Source organism: Salegentibacter sp. T436 (assembly GCF_001932675.1).
In the GTDB taxonomy this organism is placed as follows: Bacteria; Bacteroidota; Bacteroidia; order Flavobacteriales; family Flavobacteriaceae; genus Salegentibacter; species Salegentibacter agarivorans.
Map to the genome: position 1 here is coordinate 2,549,647 of NZ_CP012872.1, position 23,072 is coordinate 2,572,718.

The following is a 23,072-nucleotide window of genomic DNA, read 5'->3' on the forward strand; positions in this document are numbered from 1 at the left end:
CTGAAAAATTAATCCTGAATTGTATCGTATTCAATGATGAATATTTCTTCATTGGGACGTTTCATATAATATTGCTGGCGCGCAAATTTTTCCATCTCTACCGAATCCTGAAGCTGTTGTATGGTTGCTTTATCTTTGGAGATTTCATTTTTGTAATACTGCCTATTTTCTTCAAGCTCCTCTACTTCCTGGTTGAGTTCATTATGGACTAACCAGGAATTACTATCTAAAAATAGCATCCAGCCTCCAAAAATAATTATTAGCAGCACATATTTGTTGCTAATAATTTTAAACCATTTTTTGTTTCTTAATTCCTTTAATTTCACACCTTCTAACTTCAGTAACTAATTAAGATTGTTTTGGTTAAACCGTAAAACTTAAATTTTTCTCGGCTATTTGGATTAAAGATACAAAATTAGGTCAAGCGGTCTTTGATTATGGTTTGCACAATATCAACAGCAACGGTGTTATAACGGTTGGTAGGAATAATGATATCGGCAAATTCTTTGGTAGGTTCTATAAACTGCTGGTGCATTGGTTTCAGCGTAGTTTGATATCGCCATAAAACTTCATCTAAATTGCGCCCACGTTCAGAAATATCTCTCTTAAGTCGGCGAATTAGACGTTCGTCACTATCGGCGTGAACGTAGATTTTAATATCAAACATCTCCCTAATATCAGGATGGGCGAAGATTAGAATGCCTTCTACAATCACCACTTTCCTGGGTTGGGTTTCCAGGGTTTGTTTGGTGCGGTTATGTTCTGTAAATGAATATACAGGCTGCTGAATGGTATTGCCTGCTTTAAGCTCTTTTAAATGTTCAACTAAAAGATCAAAATCTATAGATTTTGGATGGTCAAAATTGGATTTAACCCGCTCTTCTTTAGCTAAATGACTTAGGTCTTTATAGTAGGAATCCTGGGAAATTACATCTACCTCTTCATTTTTTAATTCGTCTATAATTTGCCTTACTACCGTAGTTTTTCCACTACCGGTTCCACCTGTAATTCCTATAATGAGCATCTAAAAAAATTTGGGGCAAATTTAAACATTTGCCCCAAATTAGAAATAAATATGATGTTTTAATTCCTAAGCTTCGATCTTAGGATTATAAATTATTCAGCTTCCTCCAGGGGTAGCAATTTTACTATACCCGTTCCTTCAATAGCAGCGTAGATAAATCCGTCAGGGCCTTGTTGAACATCTCTTAATCTTCCAAGACCTTCCAATAATTTCTCACGTGTAGTTACTTCTCCATTTTCTATGGCTAAATGTTCTAAATATTGAAATTTAAGGGCACCCACTAAAAAGTTTCCTTTAAGCTCTGGATATTTATCTGAAGTTACTTTTTCAAATCCGCTTGGTGCGATTGATGGTAACCAGTAGGTAAGTGGGTTCTGAAATTCAGGTCCCGTTCTATCTTCAGTAATAGTAGTGCCATCATAATTTTCACCATAAGTTACTACCGGCCAACCGTAATTTTTTCCAGCTTTTACAACATTAATTTCATCACCACCTTTTGGGCCGTGTTCATTAACCCAAACTTCTCCGGTTTCTTCGTTGAAAATCATCCCCTGCGGATTTCTGTGTCCGTAAGAATAAATAGCTTCTATAGCGTTTTCTTCACCTACAAAAGGATTGTCTGAAGGTACGCTTCCGTCTAAGTTAAGTCGGTATACTTTCCCACCATCTCTTGTAATATCCTGCGGATTCACATCTCTATTTCCTCTATCTCCAATAGTAAAAAATAAATGACCTTCTCCATCAAAAACAATTCGTGATCCAAAATGTTGTCCTCTGGTAGAGTTAGGAGTGGCTTTGTATAAATCTTCGCGACTGGTTAGTTGATTGTTTTCCAGTTTGGCTCGCATTAAGGCAGTATTTCCCCCTTCGCTTTCACCTTCATCTGATGAATAGGTGATATAAACCCAATTATTGTTCTCAAAATCGGGATGAAGGGCGATATCCAGTAATCCACCCTGCCCCTGATTGTAAATTTCGGGACCTCCGGTAATAGCTACACGTTTACCATTTTTAAAATGATAAATATCGCCACCTTTTTCGGTTGCAAGGATGCTACCATCGGGAAGAAAATCAAATCCCCACGGAATTGTCATATTCTCTGCAACAACCTCGTGTTTATATTCATTTTCGGGAGAAACAGCTTCCGGCATTTCTTTTGGTACCGGGTTATCAGAATCCTGAGCATTTGTTTCTGTTGGTTCTTCCACCTCGGCTTTTTTATCAGATTTTTGATTATCTCCGCAGGCGGAAAAGGTAAAAATCAACCCCAATAATAATAAAATTCGCTTCATAATAATTTTTTTTGTGATTAGCTTATCCTGCATTGCCAGCAAGATTCAACTAAGATATAAAAAATCTAAAGTTTTTCTTGTAGACTGATAAGTTTTCTTATATTTGCACCCGCTTTGGGGGATATTAATTCACTCAAGTTGAAATTTTGAAGTTTAACAATAGTTTTTACTATTATAAACTTAAGTTATCGCGCCGAGCGCGATTAAAAAATTACTCGGGGTGTAGCGTAGCCCGGTTATCGCGCCTGCTTTGGGAGCAGGAGGCCGCAGGTTCGAATCCTGCCACCCCGACTTAATATAAACCACTTAGAAAAAACCTAAGTGGTTTTTTTATGTCTTAATCTTAAGTGTTAGGACAGACTCATCCTACGCTTCGCAATTGCCACCCCGACTTTTGAATGTCAAAATGTAAAAAACACCTAATAAAAAAGGGATTCTTCATTCAGAAAAATCCCTTTTTTGGTTTAATATTTTGTAATTCCCTAATCTTTATCTTCCTCGTCGTCTTTTTCAGGAATTTCTACGATAGGCTCGTTGTAATCTGAATCGTCGTAATCGTCTTCATCAAAATTGGCCATAGTATTTTCAAGTCGTGTGCTTACTTTAACCAGGTAAATAGTGTCTTCGGTTTTTACTTCAACCGCTTCAACTGTTTCGTTTTTTGCGTTTTTAAAGGCAATTATCTGGTCGTCATCATACCCGTCTGGATATTTCTCAACCAAAAGGCCCAGGATTTCGGGAGTTAATTTTTTGTAGTCAACAATAATTCTTTTCATAAATAAAAGTTTATGAGGATGTAGTTAGTAGGTTTTAAAAATACTGTTTTTATATTATAAATCAAGTTTTCCTGTAATATTCAAAAGCATTCCAAATTAGCGTGTTAGGTACTTTGCAATCTATCTCGGTGTTGCCAATATCTTTTAGCAGAACAAAATTTATATTTCCGTGTGAATTTTTCTTGTCGTATTTCATCAAATCTATGATTTGCTGAATGTCTTCTTCCAAAAATTCTACTTTTTCGTAAATATCCAAAATTTTAATGGTGATTTCTTTCAATTTATCTTCCGGGAAACTTTTAAGTTCTTTAGAAAGATAAGTTGCCAAAACCATTCCCACCGCAATAGCTTCGCCGTGAAGTAAAGTTGTTTTTTCAGGGTGGGTTAAAAAATAAGATTCTATAGCGTGCCCCAAGGTATGACCGTAATTTAAGGTTTTTCGCAATCCGTTTTCTTCCGGATCTTCGGTGACAACTTTAGCTTTTATTTCTACCGATTCTCTAATAATATCGTCAAGATCGTCTAAAGTTAGTTCGCTTAAATTAGTCACTTTTTCCCAATAGGTCTCGCTGCTAATTAATGCGTGTTTTAGGATCTCTGCCAAACCGCTTCGCATTTCGTTTTGGGGTAGGGTAGCCAGAAAAGATGGATCAATTATCACCATTTCAGCGTGATTAATTACGCCAATCTGGTTCTTTAAATTTCCCAGGTCTACACCGGTTTTTCCTCCAACAGATGCATCTACCATTGCCAAAAGACTGGTAGGTACATTTATGTAGCTTATGCCGCGTTTAAAAGTAGAAGCTATAAATCCGCCAAGATCGGTTACAACGCCGCCACCTACATTTATCATTAAGCTTTTTCTATCGGCATCTAATTCTGAAAGTGCATTCCAAACACCACTACAGGTTTCCAAATTTTTATTGATCTCACCGGCTTCAATCTCCAAAATCTCAAAATTTTCTGAAGCATCAATTTTCTGTAAAAAAGAAGCCAGGCAATCACGATGCGTATTATTATCTACTAGAATGAAAACTTTGGAAGGTTTTGCCTCTTTTAAATAAGTATTTATTTTATGAAAACCATCTTGCTGATAGTAAACCGGCCCTTTGGCTGCCATGTTGGACATAGTTCTTGACGTTTTAAACATTTATCTGATTGGGCTTCGAAAATAAGCAGAAATATTCATAATAAAATCAAACTTCAATAATTATATTTGCGCTAATTAAGACACACCCCATGATTAATAGAAAAATTTTTAATGATACTAAAACAGCTTTTAAATTAAAATCTGATTTAGAACTGGATCGTGCTATCTTTTTATTTAGCATGATGAAGAACAAGCAACTGGTAGATGCCGGTTCCTGGTTGACTAAAATTTCTTTAAAGCTACACCTGCCTGTAGAAGGACTGATTAAAAAAACCATTTTTGAACAGTTTTGTGGTGGTGTTACCGAAGATGATTGCAAGCCGCTCACCAAAGAAATGTATGATGAAAAATTGCACGGCATTCTTGATTATTCGGTTGAGGGTAAAGAAACCGAAGAGCAGTTTGATGCTGCTTTAGATAAAAAAATGAAGTTGATAAAATTCGCTGCTGAAAGTGAAGAATTGCCATTTTCGCTCTTTAAACCTACAGGAATTGGAAGGTTTGCTATTTGGGAAAAAATCACAGAACGTATTAATTTAAGCGACGAAGAAAAAGAAGAATGGGAACGTGTTAAAGAAAGAGTTGATACTCTTTGTAAATGTGCTTATGATAATAATGTAAGATTATACGCCGATGCCGAGGAGAGTTGGATGCAACTCGCAGCCGATGAATTGATGGAAGAAATGATGAAAAAGTATAACAAGGAGAAAATTCTTATTTATAATACTTTTCAGTGTTACCGTTGGGACAGGTTGGAGTATGTAAAAAATCTTCACGAAAGAGCTAAAGAAGAAGGCTTTAAAATAGGTGCTAAAATTGTGCGTGGAGCTTATATGGAAAAAGAAAATGCACGTGCAAAAAAATATAATTATACTACCCCAATTTGCGAAAACAAGGAAGCTACAGATGTTAATTTTAATAGCGTGATGTCTTACTGTTTAGCAAACCTTAATGATATACATTTATTTATAGGTACACATAACGAGGTGAGTAATTATCTTGCGCTGCAAAGTATGGAAGATAAAGGCCTTCCTTTAAACGACGATCGTATTTGGTTTAGCCAACTTTATGGAATGAGTGATCATATTAGTTATAACCTGGCAAAGAAAGGATACAATTCAGCGAAATTAGTGCCTTTTGGTCCTGTACGCGAAGTGGTACCTTATTTATTAAGAAGGGCGCAGGAAAATACATCGGTTAAGGGGCAAACAGGGCGTGAACTTTCGCTTTTAGAAGAAGAAAAGAAACGTAGAAAGGGCCAACCAACAAAACACGATAGGGGAGAGCACTAAAAATTAAAAAGCTGTTTAGAATTTAGTTTTTTTAGAAGAATGTCATTCTGAACTTATTTCATAATCTAACATATTAGAACTCCGAACAAATTTCGGAGCAGGCTCTGAACCAGGTTCAGGTTGACGTTAAAAATAGCTAAACCTCCTAAACAGCTTTTACACTTATTTCTAAAGAAACCAACAGCCGTTTAAGCCTCAGTTTCTTCCATAGTGTGATATACATTTTGTACATCATCGTCTTCTTCCAGCCTTTCCAGTAGCTTCTCAACATCTGCAGCTTCTTCAGTAGAAAGTGGTTTGGTAACCTGTGGGATTCTTTCAAATCCTGAAGAAAGTATTTCAATCTCTCTATTTTCTAATTCTTTTTGAATAGCTCCAAAATATTCGAAAGGTGCGTAAATGTGAATGCCATCTTCATCTTCAAAAACTTCTTCGGCGCCAAAATCTATAAATTCAAGTTCCAATTCTTCCACGTCAAGTCCTTCAGCATTCAGTCTGAAATTACAAGTGTGGTCAAACATAAATTCAACTGAACCTGAAGTTCCAAGGTTTCCATCACATTTATTAAAATGAGAGCGAACATTCGCAACGGTACGGTTATTATTATCGGTAGCGGTTTCTACCAATACGGCAATTCCGTGGGGTGCATAACCTTCAAAAAGTACAATTTTATAATCGCCCTGATTTTTATCACTCGCCCTTTTAATGGCACGCTCAATATTATCTTTGGGCATATTCACGCTTTTCGCGTTTTGAATAACTGCTCTTAATTTGGCATTGGTATCAGGATCTGGGCCGCCTTCTTTAACAGCCATCACAATATCTTTTCCAATGCGGGTAAAGGCTTTGGCCATTGCAGACCAGCGTTTCATCTTACGCGCCTTTCTAAATTCAAATGCTCTTCCCATTTATTCTGAATAAAAAATTGAAGCAAAAATATAAAAAAGCTTCCAATTCAATTTAAAAATTGGAAGCTTTAAATTTCAATGCTCTTTTTTCTTAATTTAAGCCGAAGCTTCTACTATTTCTTCAATAGCTTTTGCCAGTTTAAAATCTTTTTCGGTTACTCCATCGGCATCGTGGGTAGAAAGGGAAATTTCAAGTTCATTATAAACATTTCCCCAATTTGGATGATGCTGCTGGGCTTCGGCTTCAAAAGCAATTCGCGTCATTACCGTAAAAGCGTCTTTAAAATTGGCAAACTGAAATGAAGTATGAATTGCATTATCTTTATAAACCCAGCCCTCAAGATTTTCCAGTTTTTTATTGATTTCGTCTTCGCTAAGCTTTTTCATTGTAATAATTTTTAAGGATTAGTCCTTTAAATTTAAGCAACTAAAGCCTGAATTTTCAATCTAATTAGGTTTTAGTACAAGATTAACACCTAACTCTTTATTGATGCCTTTGCGACTTGCTGTACTGAAACCTGTAAGTTTTTAGGTAGAATGTTTTCTTTAGGTAAAACCGCTAAAAACCTATCGAAATTAGAATCGTAGATATTTTTAAAAACGAGGTTTTTATAACCTAAAACTTCACAAACCTCTTCAATAAAATCTTTTTGATGTACCAGATCGCTGCTTCCCAAATGAAAAACTCCCTGTTTTTTTCTATTAATGATATAATGAATTTGCTGGGTTACTTTTTCAATTTCAGTAACATTAATCACTACGTTTGGGAAAACTTCTATGGCTTCACCCAAATCTATAAGGGTTTTAATTTGCTTTAGTCGGGGAGAATTATGGCCAAAAACCATTGGTAAACGTAAAATGTTATACTTATCGTTTGGGAGCCTTAGCAGGGCATTTTCAATCTTAATTTTAAACCTGCCGTAAATACTTTGGGAAAGTGTTTTGTCATATTCATAAGAAGGGAAATTGGTAAAAGCATCAAACACATTGGCAGATGAAATAAATAGCAATTTACATTTATGAGTGAGGATGTAATTAATTATTTCAAAATGAGCGATTATTTGCGCATCAAAATTTCCCCGAACGGCAGAGATAATAATCGTAGGTTTTACATTTTGAAGCAGGATCTCAATATTTTCAGTTTCCATATCAAAATGATGAAACTGGTGATTTTCTTCAAAAACGCGGTTTGGAGTGTGGTAGGTACCGTAGGTATCAAAAAAGGAGCATAGCTCTTTATATAAGGCGTTGCCTATAAAGCCGCTTGCTCCTAAAATTAAAATTCGTTCCAAAAACTATCCTTTATAAAAGGGCAATTTCACCTGTACGGCCGGAATGGATTTTTTTCTAACTTTTATAAAAATCTTGTTGCCAAATTTAGCAACTTCCGAAGGCACGTAGCCTAAACCTATTCCTTTTTCCAGCGATGGTGACATTGTCCCAGAAGTTACTTCGCCAATAACCTTGCCATCTTCATCTTCAATTTCGTAACCCTGGCGCGGGATTCCACGTTCTTCCAATTCAAAGGCGATTAACTTTCGTTTTGGTCCTTCTTCTTTTTCTTTCTTTAAAGCTTCAGAATTAATAAAATCTTTGGTGAATTTGGTAATCCACCCCAATTTAGCTTCAATTGGCGAAGTGGTTTCGTCTATATCATTGCCATAGAGACAGAAGCCCATTTCCAGTCTTAAAGTATCACGTGCAGCTAAACCAATAGGTTTGATACCGTAGTCTTTCCCGGCTTCCATCACGCGATCCCAAATTTGCTCGGCATCTTCGTTTTTAAAATAGATCTCAAATCCGCCGCTGCCGGTATAACCTGTAGCCGAAATAATCACTTTATCTATTCCAGCAAATTCAGCAACTTCAAAAGTGTAGAATTTCATGTTAGAAAGATCTACATCGGTTAAAGATTGCATAGCTTCTGCCGCTTTTGGTCCCTGAATAGCCAAAAGTGAAAATTCGTCAGACATATCGCGCATCGTTGCATCCATAGTATTATGTTGCGCGATCCAGTTCCAGTCTTTATCTATGTTAGAAGCATTTACTACCAGCAAATATTTTTCAGAATTAATCCTGTATACAATTAAATCGTCAACAATTCCGCCGGTTTCGTTTGGCATTACTGTATATTGCGCTTTCCCGTCTACCAGTTTAGAAGCATCGTTAGTGGTAATTTTCTGAATAAGTTCCAGAGCCTTATCCCCGGTAATTAGGAATTCCCCCATATGGGAAACATCAAAAACACCTAATTTTTCACGAACGTTTTGGTGTTCAATATTCACACCTTCATAAGAAATAGGCATATTATAACCTGCAAAAGGTACCATTTTGGCATTTAATTCTTTATGTCTGGCAGCTAGGGCAACTTCTTTCATTTTTCTAAAATTTGGGCAAATTTATTGATTTCACTTTGAATACAATATTAAAAAAATACTTTTTATGAAGAATAGTTAACATAATAGGCTTAGCACGCAGTTTTATATTTAATAAGTTTCTGTATTAAACTTTTATTGGCAAAACTCCCCGAAATTTAAGTTTAGATTTAATTTTTAGAACAAAGCTTTCAGGCTTTAATTTGTAATTTTATGAATGTAATTATTCAACCTAACCAATTATGAAGATACTCTCTGCAGAACAATTAAAAGAAGCTGATGAAGTTACACTTAAGACTGAAGGAATTTCGAGCACACGTTTAATGGAACGTGCCGCAAGTCTTGTTTTTAACGAAATTCATACCCGACTTGAAGGTGCAGATATCAATATTAAAATTTTCTGCGGAATAGGAAATAACGGTGGCGACGGACTGGTGGTGGCGCGTTTACTTCATAAATATGGTTATAAGGTTGAAGTTTACGTGGTGAATTACAGCGATAAACGATCTGATGATTTTCTTGTGAATTACGATCGCTATAAAAAAGAAAGCCATACCTGGCCTGAATTGATAAAACGAGAAGAAGATTTTCCTGAAATTTCTCCCGGTGATTTTGTGGTAGATGCCATTTTTGGAATTGGGTTAAACCGCCCCGCTGAAGGCTGGCTTGCAAAATTGTTGTTGCATATTAATGAATCTGGCGCATTTTGCCTGGCGGTAGATATGCCTTCAGGATTGTTCCCTGATAAAGTGCCGGCAGAAGATACTGCGGTGATTAAAGCAAATTATACCCTTACTTTCCAAACCCCGAAACTGGTATTTTTTCTGCCTCAATCTATGAAATATGCAGGTGAAGTACAGGTTTTAGATATTGGTTTAGATCGCGGTTATTTGAAAGAAGTTCAAGCAATGGCGCAGCTTATTGGCAAGCGTGAAGCCAGGCATCTTTATAAACCGCGTGATAAAAACTCGCATAAAGGAGACTACGGCCATACACTTGTAGTTGGTGGGAGTTATGGAAAAATTGGAAGTATAGTACTTTCGGCAAAATCTACATTAAGAGCGGGTGCCGGTTTATGTAGTGTTTTTGTTCCAAAATGTGGATACGAAATTTTACAATCTAGCTTTCCGGAAGCAATGGTAATTACAGATGAAAACGATAAAGAGCTCACCAATATTAAAACCGATCTGGAACCCGATGTGATTTGTTTTGGAATGGGAGCGGGGAAATCTTCTAATACGGTAAAAGCATTTAAAAACTTACTGGGAAGAATTAAAAACCCTATGCTAATTGATGCCGATGGATTAAATATGCTTTCTGAAAATAATGAATTACTGGGTTTGCTTCCTAAAAATTCGGTATTAACGCCGCATCCAAAGGAATTAGAAAGGCTAATAGGGAAGTGGAATGATGACTTTGAGAAGATTCATAAGATTGAGAAATTCACTAAAAAATATAAGATAATTCTGGTTTTAAAAGGAGCGCATAGCTTTGTATTTAGCGGAAAACATATCTATATAAATAATTCCGGAAATTCCGGGATGGCCACAGCGGGAAGTGGCGATGTCCTTTCAGGCATAATTGCCGGATTAATGTCTCAAAAATACGAACCCCTTGTGGCAGCAATTTTAGGCGTATATCTACACGGGCTCGCGGGTGATATTTGCGCTGAAGAAAGTGGTTATGAAGCTTTAATTTCGGGAGATATAAGCGACAACCTGGGAAAAGCATTTTTAGCTTTAATGAAGGACGAAAAGAAGTGATAGGTTCTTCTTTTAGAATTGTTTAAAACTTTTGGTTGAATAATTCTTAAAATTTTGGTTTTAAATTTGGATTGCATCAGTAGAAATATGAATTTTGGCCCGTAAATTAAAAGGATTTTATTTTATAGCTGAAATATTATTTTTAATCATTTTTCGGAATAAAATTTAATCATTACTTATTTAATAAAATTTGCCTGAATTTACCGTAATTTCAATAAGTTCAGGATATTTCTCCATTATCTAAAATTGTAAGTTATGCAGTCTCATCATTATATCAGTTCAGCCATTTTAGATTTAGAAACCATTGAAGATATAATGGTAAATAAGAAGCAATTGGCGCTTAGTGAAGAGGCTGAATCCAATATTCAGAAATCCAGAAAATACTTAAACAAAAAAATTACAGAAAGTGATACACCAGTGTATGGAATAAATACCGGTTTTGGAGCTTTATGTAATGTAAAAATAAGTCCGGGGAAGTTAACCGAGCTTCAGCAAAACCTGGTGAAATCTCACGCCTGCGGAACCGGCGATAAAGTAAATAAAGAGATTGTAAGGTTGATGCTTTTACTAAAAATTCAGTCTTTAAGCTATGGAAATTCTGGTATAGCCCTGGAAACTGTTTTAAGACTTATAGATTTTTACAATCAGGATATTTTGCCGGTGGTTTATGAGCAGGGTTCGTTGGGAGCGTCGGGCGATCTCGCCCCATTGGCGCATTTGGCCTTACCTTTAATTGGTGAGGGAGAGGTTTATTTTGAAGATAAAATAATTAGCGGGGAAAAATTACTGAAAAACCAAAATTGGGAAGCTTTAAAATTGCAATCTAAAGAGGGGTTAGCTTTGCTAAACGGAACGCAATTTATGAGCGCTCACGCCGTTTACGCCTTACTGAAATCTTATAAATTATCTTACCTGGCCGACCTTATTGGTTCGGTCTCCATAGATGCTTTTGATTGTAACTTATCTCCTTTTGATGAGTTGGTTCATTTGGCAAGGCCCCATCGCGGACAAATAAAAACTGCCGAACGTATTCGTAGATTTTTGGAAGACAGCCAGATTGCTATGAGCGAAAAGGAAAATGTACAGGACCCTTACAGTTTTAGATGTATCCCGCAAGTGCACGGAGCAAGTAAGGATACCTTGAGTTTTGTTAGAAAAACCATTAAAACCGAAATCAATTCGGTTACCGATAATCCCAATATTTTTATTGAAGAAGATAAGATTATTTCTGGAGGTAATTTTCACGGTCAGCCTCTGGCCCTGGCAGTAGATTATTTAGCAATTGCGTTGGCAGAACTTGCTAATATTTCAGAAAGAAGAACTTATCAATTGGTTTCGGGGCTTCGCGGATTACCGGCATTTCTGGTTGAAAATCCAGGTTTAAATAGCGGTTTTATGATTCCGCAGTACACCGCAGCAAGTATAGTGAGCCAGAATAAACAACTTGCAGTACCTGCTTCGGTAGATTCCATTGTTTCTTCTAACGGGCAGGAAGATCACGTAAGTATGGGGGCAAACGGCGCAACAAAGCTTTTAAAAGTTGTAAAAAATTTAAATAGTGTACTGGCCATTGAACTTTTTAACGCTTCACAAGCTATGCACTTTAGAGAGCCGGCAAAAACTTCGGCAATGCTAAGTGATGTTTTAAATGAATTTAGAGCCGAAGTTCCAATATTACATACCGATGTAACGATGGCGCCTTATATAAAGTCGGCTAAATCTTTTCTTGAAAATTTTAATTTTACTGAAAATTTCTTCGATTAAATTTCGAATTGAATCCAATTTATCGCCTGGTCTAAATTATCAAAAACCTCAAAAGAATTCTGAGTTTTATAAAACTGGCGTTCTACTTTATGCGCATTTAACCGAATAAGTTCATTTTCACTTACTACGGCAATAGCTTTTAAATTTTGGGCCTGGGCAGATTCCCGGTAAACCATAGGATCTACTGCATAAGAATTTTTTCGGAAAGAAATATATCCATAGTCTTTCCCTTTAAATACCTCTTTTCCAATAGCTAATAATTCTTTGTTATTTTCGGAGGTAAAGAGAAGACCTTCGTTTAATTCGGCAATTAGGATATTTTGAAAAATGCGCACCTGCCCAAATTTCACTTCCAATTTATCAGTAGTCATTAATGTAGGGATTAATTCTTTGCAAATTTAATATATTTCAGGGAATATATTAAAAAAAGGCTATTTGAAATGAATCTTTCAAATAGCCTCTTATAAAACTAATTATTCCCTAAATCACTAAGATTCAGTTTCTTTAACTGCCTTATCAATTTTTATAGTTAATTCATTTTTCTCTTCATCGAGATCCATAAAAATCTTATCACCTTCAGCTAATTTTGAAGTTATGATTTCTTCAGCAAGAGCATCTTCTATATATTTTTGAATCGCTCTATTTAACGGTCTTGCGCCATATTGTTTATCGAATCCTTTTTCAGCAATAAAATCTTTTGCCTTATCACTTAAAGTTAATTTATAACCAAGGCTTCCAATTCTATTGAATAATTTCACTAATTCAATATCAATAATCTTATGAATATCTTCCCGTTCAAGACTGTTGAAGATCACTACATCATCAATCCTGTTTAAGAATTCTGGAGCAAATGCTTTTTTAAGCGCGTTTTCAATTACACTTCTTGCATTTTCATCGGCTTGAGAGCGCTGGGAAGCGGTACCAAATCCAACTCCCTGGCCAAAATCTTTAAGTTTTCTTGCTCCAATATTAGAAGTCATGATGATTATAGTATTTCTAAAATCTATCTTTCTTCCTAAGCTATCGGTTAAATATCCGTCATCTAAAACCTGAAGCAGCATATTGAAAACATCTGGATGGGCTTTTTCTACCTCGTCCAGTAGAATAACCGCGTAAGGTTTTCTGCGTACTTTTTCTGTAAGCTGTCCACCTTCTTCGTAACCCACGTATCCAGGAGGCGCTCCTACTAATCTAGAAATGGCGAATTTCTCCATATATTCACTCATATCTATTCGAATAAGTGAATCGTCGTTATCAAATAACTCGCGAGCAAGTACTTTAGCCAACTGTGTTTTTCCAACCCCGGTTTGGCCTAAAAATATAAACGATCCAATGGGTTTGTTTGGATCTTTTAGACCTGCACGGTTTCTTTGAATGGCTTTTACCACTTTTCCAACCGCATCGTCCTGGCCAATAACTTTTCCTTTAATTTTCTTAGGAAGTTCAACCAGTTTATTGCTTTCGGTTTGTGCAATACGCTTAACAGGTACGCCGGTCATCATAGAAACAACATCAGCCACGCTATCTTCATCAACCGTTTCCTTGTGTTTCTTAGATTCTTCTTCCCATTTTTCCTGGGCTATTTGTAGTTCTTTTTCAAGATTTTTCTCATCGTCCCTAAGTTTAGCAGCTTCTTCGTATTTCTGCTTTTTAACTACAGAATTTTTCTTTTCGCGCACTTCTTCCAGTTTACGCTCAAGGTCTAAAATCTGTTTTGGAACATCAATATTGGTGATATGCACTCGAGAACCTGCTTCATCTAAAGCATCAATAGCTTTATCTGGTAAAAAACGATCGGTTAAATACCTGTTAGTTAATTTTACACAGGCTTCAATCGCTTCATCTGTATAAGAAACGTTGTGGTGCTCTTCGTATTTATCTTTAATATTATTTAGAATTTCAATAGTTTCTTCAACTGAAGTAGGCTCAACAATAACCTTTTGGAACCTTCTTTCTAAAGCTCCATCCTTCTCAATATACTGCCTGTACTCATCTAAAGTAGTAGCACCTATACATTGAATTTCACCTCTCGCAAGAGCGGGTTTAAACATATTGCTGGCATCCAGACTTCCAGTAGCGCCGCCCGCACCTACAATGGTATGAATCTCGTCTATAAAAAGAATAATATCGTCATTCTTTTCAAGCTCGTTCATCACGGCTTTCATACGCTCCTCAAACTGGCCACGGTATTTGGTTCCTGCTACTAAACTGGCAAGATCTAAAGTCACCACGCGTTTATCAAACAGTATTCTTGAAACTTTACGTTGAATAATTCTAAGCGCTAAACCTTCTGCAATAGCCGATTTACCAACTCCGGGTTCACCAATTAGCAATGGGTTGTTTTTCTTTCTTCTACTTAAAATTTGAGAAACCCTTTCAATTTCCTTCTCACGCCCAACAACGGGATCAAGTTTATCATTTTCGGCCATCGCAGTTAAATCCCTTCCGAAGTTATCTAAAACTGGAGTTTTAGATTTTTTGGAAGTTTTGCCAGGGCCGCTACCGCCTCCGCTAAACGGATTGTCTTTAGTAGCGTCATCGGTATTACTATCGTCGTCAGAAAATGATTCGGCCGTAGGACTATCCTGAAAATCAGTTTCATCACTGGCAATCATATACTTAAATTGATCTTTAACCCCATCATAATCTATCTTAAGCTTATTAAGTAGTTTGGTGGTGGGATCGTTCTCATTTCTTAAAATACATAGCAATAGATGCGCAGTATTTATATTAGAACTTTGAAAAAGCTTTGCTTCTAAAAAAGTTGTTTTCAGGGCTCGCTCTGCCTGGCGGGTAAGGTGCAGGTTTCTTTTTTCGTTAGAAACCGCAGTAGACTCGGGATTGGCCGGGCTAAGTATTTCTACTTTGCGTCTTAAATGACTTAAATCTATATCTAAAGCATTTAAAATATCTATGGCTTTACCATCTCCATCTCGCAGCAAACCAAGCATAAGGTGTTCAGTTCCAATAAAATCGTGGCCTAAACGCAGTGCTTCTTCCTTGCTATATGCAATTACATCTTTTACTCTTGGTGAAAAATTATCATCCATCTTTATCTTCCTTTCTCTCTAATGATTTATTCAGTACAAAACTTTCAAAAATTGTACCTAATCCTATGATATTAGCTAATTGACAAAATTACTTTCAATATTCAAAGGGTAAAATAAGGAACTTATTAACGATAGCACACTAAATATTTGTTAATAAAATTTGGGTAAACAATACGCCAAACAGGGCTTGAACATCTATAAAATATGTAAATTGGCTCGTTAGATTAGAGAACTAAAATAAACTTTACAATATGGCTGAAGGAGAAAAGCTTATTCCTATAAATATTGAAGATGAAATGAAATCGGCCTACATTGATTATTCAATGTCGGTCATTGTGTCACGTGCTTTACCAGATGTTCGTGACGGGTTAAAACCGGTGCATCGCCGGGTATTGTACGGTATGTATGAACTTGGTGTACTCTCTAACCGGTCTTATAAAAAATCGGCCAGGATTGTAGGGGAAGTGCTTGGTAAGTATCACCCTCACGGTGATTCTTCTGTTTACGATACTATGGTAAGGATGGCCCAGCACTGGAGCATGCGCTATATGCTTGTAGACGGGCAGGGTAACTTTGGGTCTGTAGATGGCGATAGCCCTGCAGCAATGCGTTATACCGAGGCCAGAATGCGAAAAATTAGTGAGGATATGCTCGCTGACATCGATAAGGAAACGGTAGATACCCAGCTAAACTTTGACGACTCTTTAAACGAGCCGGTGGTGATGCCAACGCGTATTCCCAACCTTCTTGTAAATGGTGCCAGCGGTATTGCTGTAGGTATGGCTACCAATATGGCACCTCATAATATTTCTGAAGTAATAGACGGAACCGTTGCATATATTGAAAATCACGATATTGAAGTAGAAGAGTTAATGGAGCATATAAAAGCTCCCGATTTTCCTACCGGCGGAATTATTTATGGTTATGATGGTGTTCGTGAAGCTTTTAAAACCGGAAGAGGCCGTATTGTTATGCGCGCTAAATCTTCATTAGAAGAAATCAACGGAAAAGAGTTTTTAGTAGTTACTGAAATTCCTTACCAGGTGAACAAGGCAGATATGATCAAGAAAACTGCCGATCTTGTTAACGAAAAGAAAATTGAAGGGATTAGTCTTATTAGAGATGAATCTGATAGAAACGGGATGAGAATCGTTTATCAATTAAAACGAGATGCAATCCCCAATATAGTTTTAAATACCCTTTATAAACATACCGCTTTACAAACTTCTTTTAGTGTAAATAATATTGCACTTGTAAAAGGAAGGCCAGAGATGCTTAACCTAAAAGATATTATTTATCATTTTGTAGAGCATAGGCACGAGGTTGTTGTAAGAAGAACAGAATTTGAACTTAAAAAGGCCGAAGATAGGGCTCATATCCTTGAAGGTTTAATTATCGCTTCAGATAATATAGATGAGGTAATTGCATTAATTCGTTCTTCCAGCAATGCTGAAGAAGCCAGGAATAAATTAATTGAGCGCTTTGATTTAAGCGAATTGCAGGCAAAGGCCATTGTAGAGATGCGTTTACGCCAGCTTACCGGCCTGGAACAGGACAAGCTTCGTGCAGAGTATGAAGAGATAATGAAAACCATAGAAGACCTTAAAGACATTTTGGCGCGAAAAGAACGCAGAATGCAGGTTATTAAGGACGAACTTCTTGAGATTAAAGAAAAATATGGCGACGAAAGACGTTCTACCATAGAATATTCTGGTGGCGATCTAAGTATAGAAGATATGATCCCAGATGAACGTGTGGTGATTACAATTTCTCACGCTGGTTATATAAAAAGGACTTCTTTAAACGAATATAAAACCCAAAACAGGGGAGGAGTTGGCCAAAAAGGTTCTAATACCCGAAATGAAGATTTCTTAGAATATTTATTCTCTGGAACCAATCACCAGTACATGTTATTCTTTACTCAAAAAGGAAAATGTTTCTGGATGCGGGTTTACGAAATTCCGGAAGGAAGTAAAGCCTCTAAAGGTAGAGCGATTCAGAATCTTATAAATATAGATCCAGACGATCGCGTAAAAGCCTTTATCTGTACTCAAGATCTTAAAGATGAAGAGTACATCAATAAGCATTATGTAATTATGGCCACTAAAAAAGGCCAGGTTAAGAAAACTTCTTTAGAGCAATATTCAAGACCTCGAACTAATGGAATTAATGCAATTACCATTAAAGAAGATGACGAATTGCTTGAAGCAAAGTTAACCAACGGGGATAGCCAGGTAATGCTTGCCGTAAGAAGTGGTAAAGCCATTAGGTTTGAAGAAGGAAAAACCAGGCCAATGGGAAGAAATGCTTCAGGGGTAAGAGGAATTACACTTGCCGACGATAAAGACGAAGTGGTAGGAATGATCTCGGTAGAAGATTTTAATTCTGATATTCTTGTAGTTTCTGAAAATGGATACGGAAAAAGATCAAGCCTTGAAGATTACAGGATTACCAACAGGGGAGGAAAAGGTGTCAAAACAATTTCCATTACCGAAAAAACCGGAAGTCTTGTTGCAATTAAAAATGTTTCAGATGATGAGGATATAATGATTATCAATAAATCTGGAATTGTAATACGAATGGAAGTTGCAAATCTTAGAGTTATGGGACGTGCAACTCAGGGTGTTAGATTAATCAATCTAAAAGGAAACGATGCCATTGCAGCCGTTGCAAAAGTACTGCACGATGAAGATGATGTTGAGTTGATGGAAGACGCCGAGAAGGCCGAAGATGCTGAAGAAAACCCAAATGGCACAACTATTGTAAACGATAGTGAAGAATAACTATAATAAAAACCAAAACAAGATGAAAACTAATATTTTTACTGTTGCGTTGTCATTATTATCGGTGGCTGCCGTTGCACAAAAAAGTGAGATTAGAGATGCAGGCGATGCCGTAGAAGATGGCAACTATGCAGAAGCCAAAACGCAATTACAAACTGCCGAGTCTATGCTCTCTGAAGCAAATGATAAATGGACCGAGCGATTCTACCTTTATAAAGGCCAGGCTTACTTAGGAAACGGAGAAAATGCTTCTCTGGAAGACCTGGAAGTTGCTGCAGAAGCTTTTCAGAAAGCCCAGGAAATGGGAAATGATGATGAAGCTATACAGGGTTTTGACCAGGTAAGAAATGCTTTAGTACAAAGCGCGATTAACGATCAAAATACAGAGAATTACGAAAGTGCTTCAGATAAATTGTATTACAGCTACCAGTTAAATAAGCAGGATACACTTTATTTATACTATGCTGCGGCTAACTCGTTGAACGCTCAGGATTACACTACAGCTTTAGGTTACTATGAAGATCTAAAAGAATTAGGTTTTGATGGTTCTGGTGTAGAATATCTTGCCACCAATGTAGAAACTGGTGAACAGGAAGTAATGCAAAAAGAGCAACGAGATTTAATGATTAAAACGGGCGAGTACGAAAATCCTCAAGACCGTAAAATTCCTACTAAAAAAGGAGAGATTGCTAAAAATATTGCTTTAATCTATATCCAGGAAGGTCAGGATGAAAAAGCAATTGAAGCTATCCAGGATGCTAAAGCAGAAAATCCTGACAATATTGCACTAATCCAGGCAGAAGCCGATGTTTATTACAGAATGGGTGATAAGGAAAAGTACAATGAACTAATGCAGGAAATTGTAAAGAAAAATCCTAACGATCCTAACGTATATTACAACTTAGGTGTAACAGCTGCAGATTTAGGCAATAACGAACAGGCTATTGAATATTACGAAAAAGCTCTTGAAATTGATCCCGAAATGACCAATGCAAGAATGAATATTGTAGTGGCAATTTTAGCAAAAGAACGTGAGTTAATTGATGAGATGAATCAGCTTGGAATGAGTAAGGAAGATAACAAACGTTATGAGGAGCTGGAAGAAGAGCGTAAAGAGATTTACGAGGAGGCTGTTCCATACCTTGAAAAGGTGATTGAAAATGATCCTGAGAATGTTAACGCAATTAGAACTACTATTAACATCTATACCCAATTAGGTGAAGACGAAAAAGCTGCAGAGCTTAAAGCTCGTTTAGAGTAATTTATCCTCTTACTTTATATTTTAAACCACCGGAATTCCGGTGGTTTTTTGTTTGCCCTGCACGCAAACAATTCCGGGACTTGAAAGAAAGTCCGCTCACCTGATCGGAGGGAAGAGCAATGCGAAGTCAAGTGCGTCACTGGCAACGGTGGGGTGTGAAGGAAGACCTAGCAAGTTAGTGGAACATAGAGAAATCGAACCGATTCTGGCATATATTGGGGGTAAGGTTGCAAAAAGTGCCAACGCCCAAAATCCGAATGGCAATATATGTTAAAACGGATGGCTTCACTAACAGGAATGTTTTAGCTTAACAGGGGAAGCCTGATTATTCGCCTTTCCAGGCTAAGCAGAAACAAGTCGAGAGACAAGGATTTGTTATGGAAAATCAGGTGGCAGATGAGTCCGTAGTAGTGAGAAAATTTGGACCTGAGAATCACTGGTAACAGTGTGGAGGAGAAAACCCAAATGACATTGCACAAGAATCGCATAATCGGTTGCAATGACTGTCACAGATTAACTGTGGCGGATGCGAAGGGACGAAGTTAAATCAAGTACAGGAAGTTCTTTAAAAGAATTAGTTATAAGCGAAGACAATCGGAATTGAAATATTCTGAGGAATTGCAGCAAAGAGGAGTGACGAGCTAACTCTGGCTGTTAATCCGCGCGAGTATTGAGTAGTAAGATTTTTTTTTTTTTTTTTACTGTTATAGATTGCCACAGTGCTAAAAACAACAGTATACCTTATGAACAAACAATCTGTCTAATTCTGCCTAAAGAAATAAACCGTACTGCAAAGAAGAGAAAGTTTCATTATGCGAAAATGGTACAGTCTTATAGACAAGGTTTATGCATTACCGAGGCTGGAACAAGCCTACCGTGAGGTAAGGAAAAATAAAGGTTCCAGAGCCAAGGGAGTGGATAACCAAAGTATAGCTGATTTTAGTTCAGCTTTAGAGGAGAATTTGTGCCAACTCTTCAGGGAACTGAAAGAGGGGAGGTATAAGCCACAGCCGGTAAGGCGGGTCTATATCGATAAACCAGACGGGAGCAAGAGAGGATTGGGTATCCCAACCATTAAAGACCGTATTGTACAACAATCGCTGCTTAATGTGTTGCAACCTATCTTCGATCCCGAATTCCATCCCTCCAGTTATGGGTATCGTCCTAAACGAAGTGCTCATCATGCCATTGCCAAAGCAGAGCGCTTTAGTCGGTACTATGGTCTGGATCATGTAGCAGACATGGATTTATCCAAATGTTTTGATACTCTAGATCACGGACTGATAGTGCAAAGCGTGGGCAAACGGGTAAGCGATGGAAAGATACTTAAACTGATAGGGAGCTTTTTAGAATCCGGCGCACTCGATGGAGAGCGCTTCACACCTACAAAGAAGGGGAGCCCACAAGGGGGAATTATCTCACCGCTCCTGATGAATATCTATCTGGACGCATTCGACCAGCATATGAAAAATTCAGGCATACGAATGGTGAGGTTCGCCGATGACGTGCTGTTGTTTGCACCAACCAAAGCTCAAGCTGGAAACTATATGGCTAAAGCCACGAGTTATCTGGAAAATGAGCTTGGGTTAGAAGTGAATAAAAACAAGAGCAGTCTGACAAACCTCGCAGAAGGCATTCACTATTTAGGTGTGGTGATAAAGCCCTTTGGAGTAGTGGTATCCCACAAAAGCATCAAAAGGTTCAAAGAGAAAGTAAAACTACTAACCCCTAGAACTAAAGGGCAAAGTATAGCTTTCTATATTAAAGAACTGAACCCGCTATTAAGGGGTTTTGCCAACTACTTCCGAATAGGCTTGACCAAAAAGCTGTTCCAGGATCTTTTAAGCTGGATCAGGAGAAGGTTACGAATGATGGTAATGAAAAGCTGGAAAAGCTGGAAACCTCTTCACCGACAACTAAGGCGTATGGGTTATAAGGGGAATTTTCTTAAGATATCGGTAACCCGATGGAGAAACTCCTCTACCAATTTAATACACTATGCCCTGCCAAATAAGTACTTCACAGAATTAGGGTTGTACGCAATGGACAGCGTTGAAGGGAATACTTTGCATCAGTACTATCAAACAGTACTGAATAAGATTTAACATGAGCCGTGTACGAGACCCGTATGCCCGGTTCCTGTAAGAGGGATGAAGATAATAAATGCTCAAATATTTATTATCTTCACCCTACTTGATTATGCCGTATTTCTATTAAAAAACTGAATTTACATTAATTAAATTTCAGTATTCATTCAGGAAAAATTAAATCTATAGGAGATGAAACGCCAAATTTTTGATGGGATAAAAGCAGCGATTTTCATTTAGCATAAATAATTTGATAACTTAGTTATAAGATAAAAACTATAACAGTATAAACTGCAGCCACTAAGCCGTGTGATATGTTATTAATCTTTACCATTAGTGCTTTAATTATTTTATCTGGCACTTTTTATAAAAAGCTGGAGAATCATTATATAACCGATCCCTTAATTGCGTTAATTTTTGGAGTGATCTTTGGACCCAATTTATTCAGCTTTATTTCCCTGGAGAATAGTAAATCTTTGGATATTCTCAAAACCGCTACAGAATTTACCATGGCAGTTGCTCTTATGGCTACAGCATTACGAATCCCTTCTAACTACTTTAGAAAGCATTTCAAAACACAATCTATGGTTATTGTCTTTGGAATTTTAGGAATGTTTTTATGTAGCTCTTTACTTTTATTTTGGTTGTTGCCTTTATCGTTACCAGAAAGCTGCCTTATAGGAGCAATAATAACTCCTACAGATCCTGTGGTAGCATCTACAATGGTATCTGGTGAAAATGCAAAGAGATTTTTACCGGCAAGGGTAAGAGATACAATTTCATTTGAATCTGGGGTGAATGATGGTTTGGTCTATCCGTTAATTCTATTCGTTTTCGCTTTAATATTCCCCGCGCAAAATTTACAAAACTGGGTTTTAAAAGAATTCCTTTTTGCGACGGTTTTATGTGGTATTGTAGCATTTGTTTTGGGTAAATTATTTGGGAAACTAATGCATAAGGCCCACGGGAAAGGTTGGATGTCTAATAAAGCAGTACTGCCTTTTTCTCTGGCGCTTGCATTCCTGCTATTATCTGGTTTTAATGCTGTAGGTATGAATGGAATTTTTAGCGTTTTTATAGGAGGTTTTGCGTTTTCTTCTGAAATTTCTCAAAACGAAACCATCCAGGAGGAACGCGTTCAGGAATCTATGGATCGCATTTTTACTATCCCGGTTTTCTTTATTTTTGGTTTACTTCTGCCCTGGAAAGATTGGATTGATTTAGGAATATGGACGTCAGTAAGCATAATTTTTGTTATAATTTTATTCCGAAGAATTCCCAGTTTTCTTTTATTTCTTAGGCTAACTCCTCAATTTAAATCTAAGTTTAAAGATCAGCTATTAATTGGCTGGTTTGGTCCTATTGGTGTAGCTGCGCTTTATTATGCTATCCTAACTTTAGAGAAAACTAAAGATGACACTGCCTGGATTATTACTAGCTTAGTGGTAATGGCCTCTACGTTAATTCACGGTCTAAGCAGTTTGGCCTTTTCTAAATGGTATGCTAAATTGGTTAGTAAATCAAATAAAGAATAGCCAGGTTTTCTT

At 37.1% G+C, this 23,072-nt stretch carries 18 protein-coding genes and 1 tRNA gene; 8 read left to right on the forward strand and 11 right to left on the reverse strand.

Annotation, left to right across the window (positions count from 1 at the left end; all coding sequences use genetic code 11):
- Nucleotides 1-8 precede the first annotated feature (8 nt).
- The 3 genes from AO058_RS11165 to AO058_RS11175 all read right to left on the reverse strand — a co-directional run bounded on the left by AO058_RS11165 (nucleotide 9) and on the right by AO058_RS11175 (nucleotide 2,316).
- Nucleotides 9-326, reverse strand: a complete 318-nt coding sequence (locus AO058_RS11165) for an FtsB family cell division protein (RefSeq protein WP_075326634.1) — start codon at nucleotides 324-326, stop codon at nucleotides 9-11.
- 89 nt (nucleotides 327-415) lie between these two features.
- Entirely contained in the window at nucleotides 416-1,024 is a 609-nt protein-coding gene (gene udk, locus AO058_RS11170; RefSeq protein ID WP_075326635.1) for a uridine kinase, read from the reverse strand.
- 92 nt (nucleotides 1,025-1,116) lie between these two features.
- Complete coding sequence (locus tag AO058_RS11175; RefSeq protein WP_075327955.1) at nucleotides 1,117-2,316, reverse strand: PQQ-dependent sugar dehydrogenase; 1,200 nt, start codon at nucleotides 2,314-2,316, stop codon at nucleotides 1,117-1,119.
- 216 nt (nucleotides 2,317-2,532) lie between these two features.
- Here AO058_RS11175 and AO058_RS11180 point away from each other — a divergent pair.
- Nucleotides 2,533-2,607 (forward strand) — tRNA-Pro (locus AO058_RS11180).
- Nucleotides 2,608-2,798: 191 nt separating this feature from the next.
- Here AO058_RS11180 and AO058_RS11185 read toward each other — a convergent pair.
- Nucleotides 2,799-3,092 carry a hypothetical protein gene (locus AO058_RS11185; protein WP_075326636.1) on the reverse strand — a complete coding sequence of 98 codons (294 nt, stop codon included), beginning with the start codon at nucleotides 3,090-3,092 and terminating at the stop codon, nucleotides 2,799-2,801.
- A 61-nt stretch (nucleotides 3,093-3,153) separates the two neighbouring features.
- Nucleotides 3,154-4,221: a 3-dehydroquinate synthase gene (gene aroB / locus AO058_RS11190; RefSeq protein ID WP_075326637.1), complete on the reverse strand. Its 1,068-nt coding sequence runs from the start codon at nucleotides 4,219-4,221 to the stop codon at nucleotides 3,154-3,156.
- Nucleotides 4,222-4,331: 110 nt separating this feature from the next.
- On the opposite strand from aroB, the gene AO058_RS11195 reads away from it, so the two are divergent.
- Entirely contained in the window at nucleotides 4,332-5,534 is a 1,203-nt protein-coding gene (locus AO058_RS11195; protein ID WP_075326638.1) for a proline dehydrogenase family protein, read from the forward strand.
- A gap of 188 nt (nucleotides 5,535-5,722) precedes the next feature.
- On the opposite strand, the gene AO058_RS11200 is transcribed toward AO058_RS11195, so the two are convergent.
- The 4 genes from AO058_RS11200 to gcvT form a co-directional block, all read right to left on the reverse strand.
- Entirely contained in the window at nucleotides 5,723-6,442 is a 720-nt protein-coding gene (locus AO058_RS11200) for a YebC/PmpR family DNA-binding transcriptional regulator (RefSeq protein WP_075326639.1), read from the reverse strand.
- Between the two features lie 96 nt (nucleotides 6,443-6,538).
- The gene (locus tag AO058_RS11205) at nucleotides 6,539-6,829 is read right to left on the reverse strand and encodes a 4a-hydroxytetrahydrobiopterin dehydratase (protein WP_075326640.1); all 291 of its coding nucleotides are present in this window, start codon (nucleotides 6,827-6,829) and stop codon (nucleotides 6,539-6,541) included.
- Between the two features lie 89 nt (nucleotides 6,830-6,918).
- The gene (locus AO058_RS11210) at nucleotides 6,919-7,734 is read right to left on the reverse strand and encodes a sugar nucleotide-binding protein (RefSeq protein ID WP_075326641.1); all 816 of its coding nucleotides are present in this window, start codon (nucleotides 7,732-7,734) and stop codon (nucleotides 6,919-6,921) included.
- A gap of 3 nt (nucleotides 7,735-7,737) precedes the next feature.
- Entirely contained in the window at nucleotides 7,738-8,820 is a 1,083-nt protein-coding gene (gene gcvT / locus AO058_RS11215; RefSeq protein ID WP_075326642.1) for a glycine cleavage system aminomethyltransferase GcvT, read from the reverse strand.
- Nucleotides 8,821-9,059: 239 nt separating this feature from the next.
- Here gcvT and AO058_RS11220 point away from each other — a divergent pair, with 239 nt between their 5' ends.
- Nucleotides 9,060-10,580, forward strand: coding sequence for an NAD(P)H-hydrate dehydratase (locus AO058_RS11220; RefSeq protein WP_075326643.1), 1,521 nt, complete (start codon nucleotides 9,060-9,062; stop codon nucleotides 10,578-10,580).
- A 255-nt stretch (nucleotides 10,581-10,835) separates the two neighbouring features.
- Entirely contained in the window at nucleotides 10,836-12,344 is a 1,509-nt protein-coding gene (gene hutH, locus AO058_RS11225) for a histidine ammonia-lyase (RefSeq protein WP_075326644.1), read from the forward strand.
- Here hutH and AO058_RS11230 read toward each other — a convergent pair.
- Nucleotides 12,341-12,715: a hypothetical protein gene (locus AO058_RS11230; protein WP_075326645.1), complete on the reverse strand. Its 375-nt coding sequence runs from the start codon at nucleotides 12,713-12,715 to the stop codon at nucleotides 12,341-12,343. The two genes, hutH and AO058_RS11230, sit on opposite strands and share 4 nt — an antisense overlap.
- 117 nt (nucleotides 12,716-12,832) lie before the next feature.
- A complete protein-coding gene (locus tag AO058_RS11235) occupies nucleotides 12,833-15,394 on the reverse strand; it encodes an ATP-dependent Clp protease ATP-binding subunit (RefSeq protein WP_075326646.1) in 2,562 nt (853 codons plus the stop codon).
- Nucleotides 15,395-15,645: 251 nt separating this feature from the next.
- Between AO058_RS11235 and gyrA the strand changes: the two genes are divergently transcribed.
- From gyrA to AO058_RS11260, 4 genes are all read left to right on the forward strand, one after another.
- Entirely contained in the window at nucleotides 15,646-18,177 is a 2,532-nt protein-coding gene (gyrA, locus tag AO058_RS11240) for a DNA gyrase subunit A (protein WP_075326647.1), read from the forward strand.
- A 22-nt stretch (nucleotides 18,178-18,199) separates the two neighbouring features.
- Nucleotides 18,200-19,438 (forward strand): tetratricopeptide repeat protein, encoded by a 1,239-nt coding sequence (locus AO058_RS11245; protein ID WP_075327956.1) that lies wholly within the window; start codon nucleotides 18,200-18,202, stop codon nucleotides 19,436-19,438.
- 812 nt (nucleotides 19,439-20,250) lie between these two features.
- Nucleotides 20,251-21,543, forward strand: a complete 1,293-nt coding sequence (gene ltrA, locus AO058_RS11255) for a group II intron reverse transcriptase/maturase (RefSeq protein ID WP_075326649.1) — start codon at nucleotides 20,251-20,253, stop codon at nucleotides 21,541-21,543.
- A 296-nt stretch (nucleotides 21,544-21,839) separates the two neighbouring features.
- Nucleotides 21,840-23,060 (forward strand): cation:proton antiporter domain-containing protein, encoded by a 1,221-nt coding sequence (locus AO058_RS11260; RefSeq protein WP_075326650.1) that lies wholly within the window; start codon nucleotides 21,840-21,842, stop codon nucleotides 23,058-23,060.
- Nucleotides 23,061-23,072 lie beyond the last annotated feature (12 nt).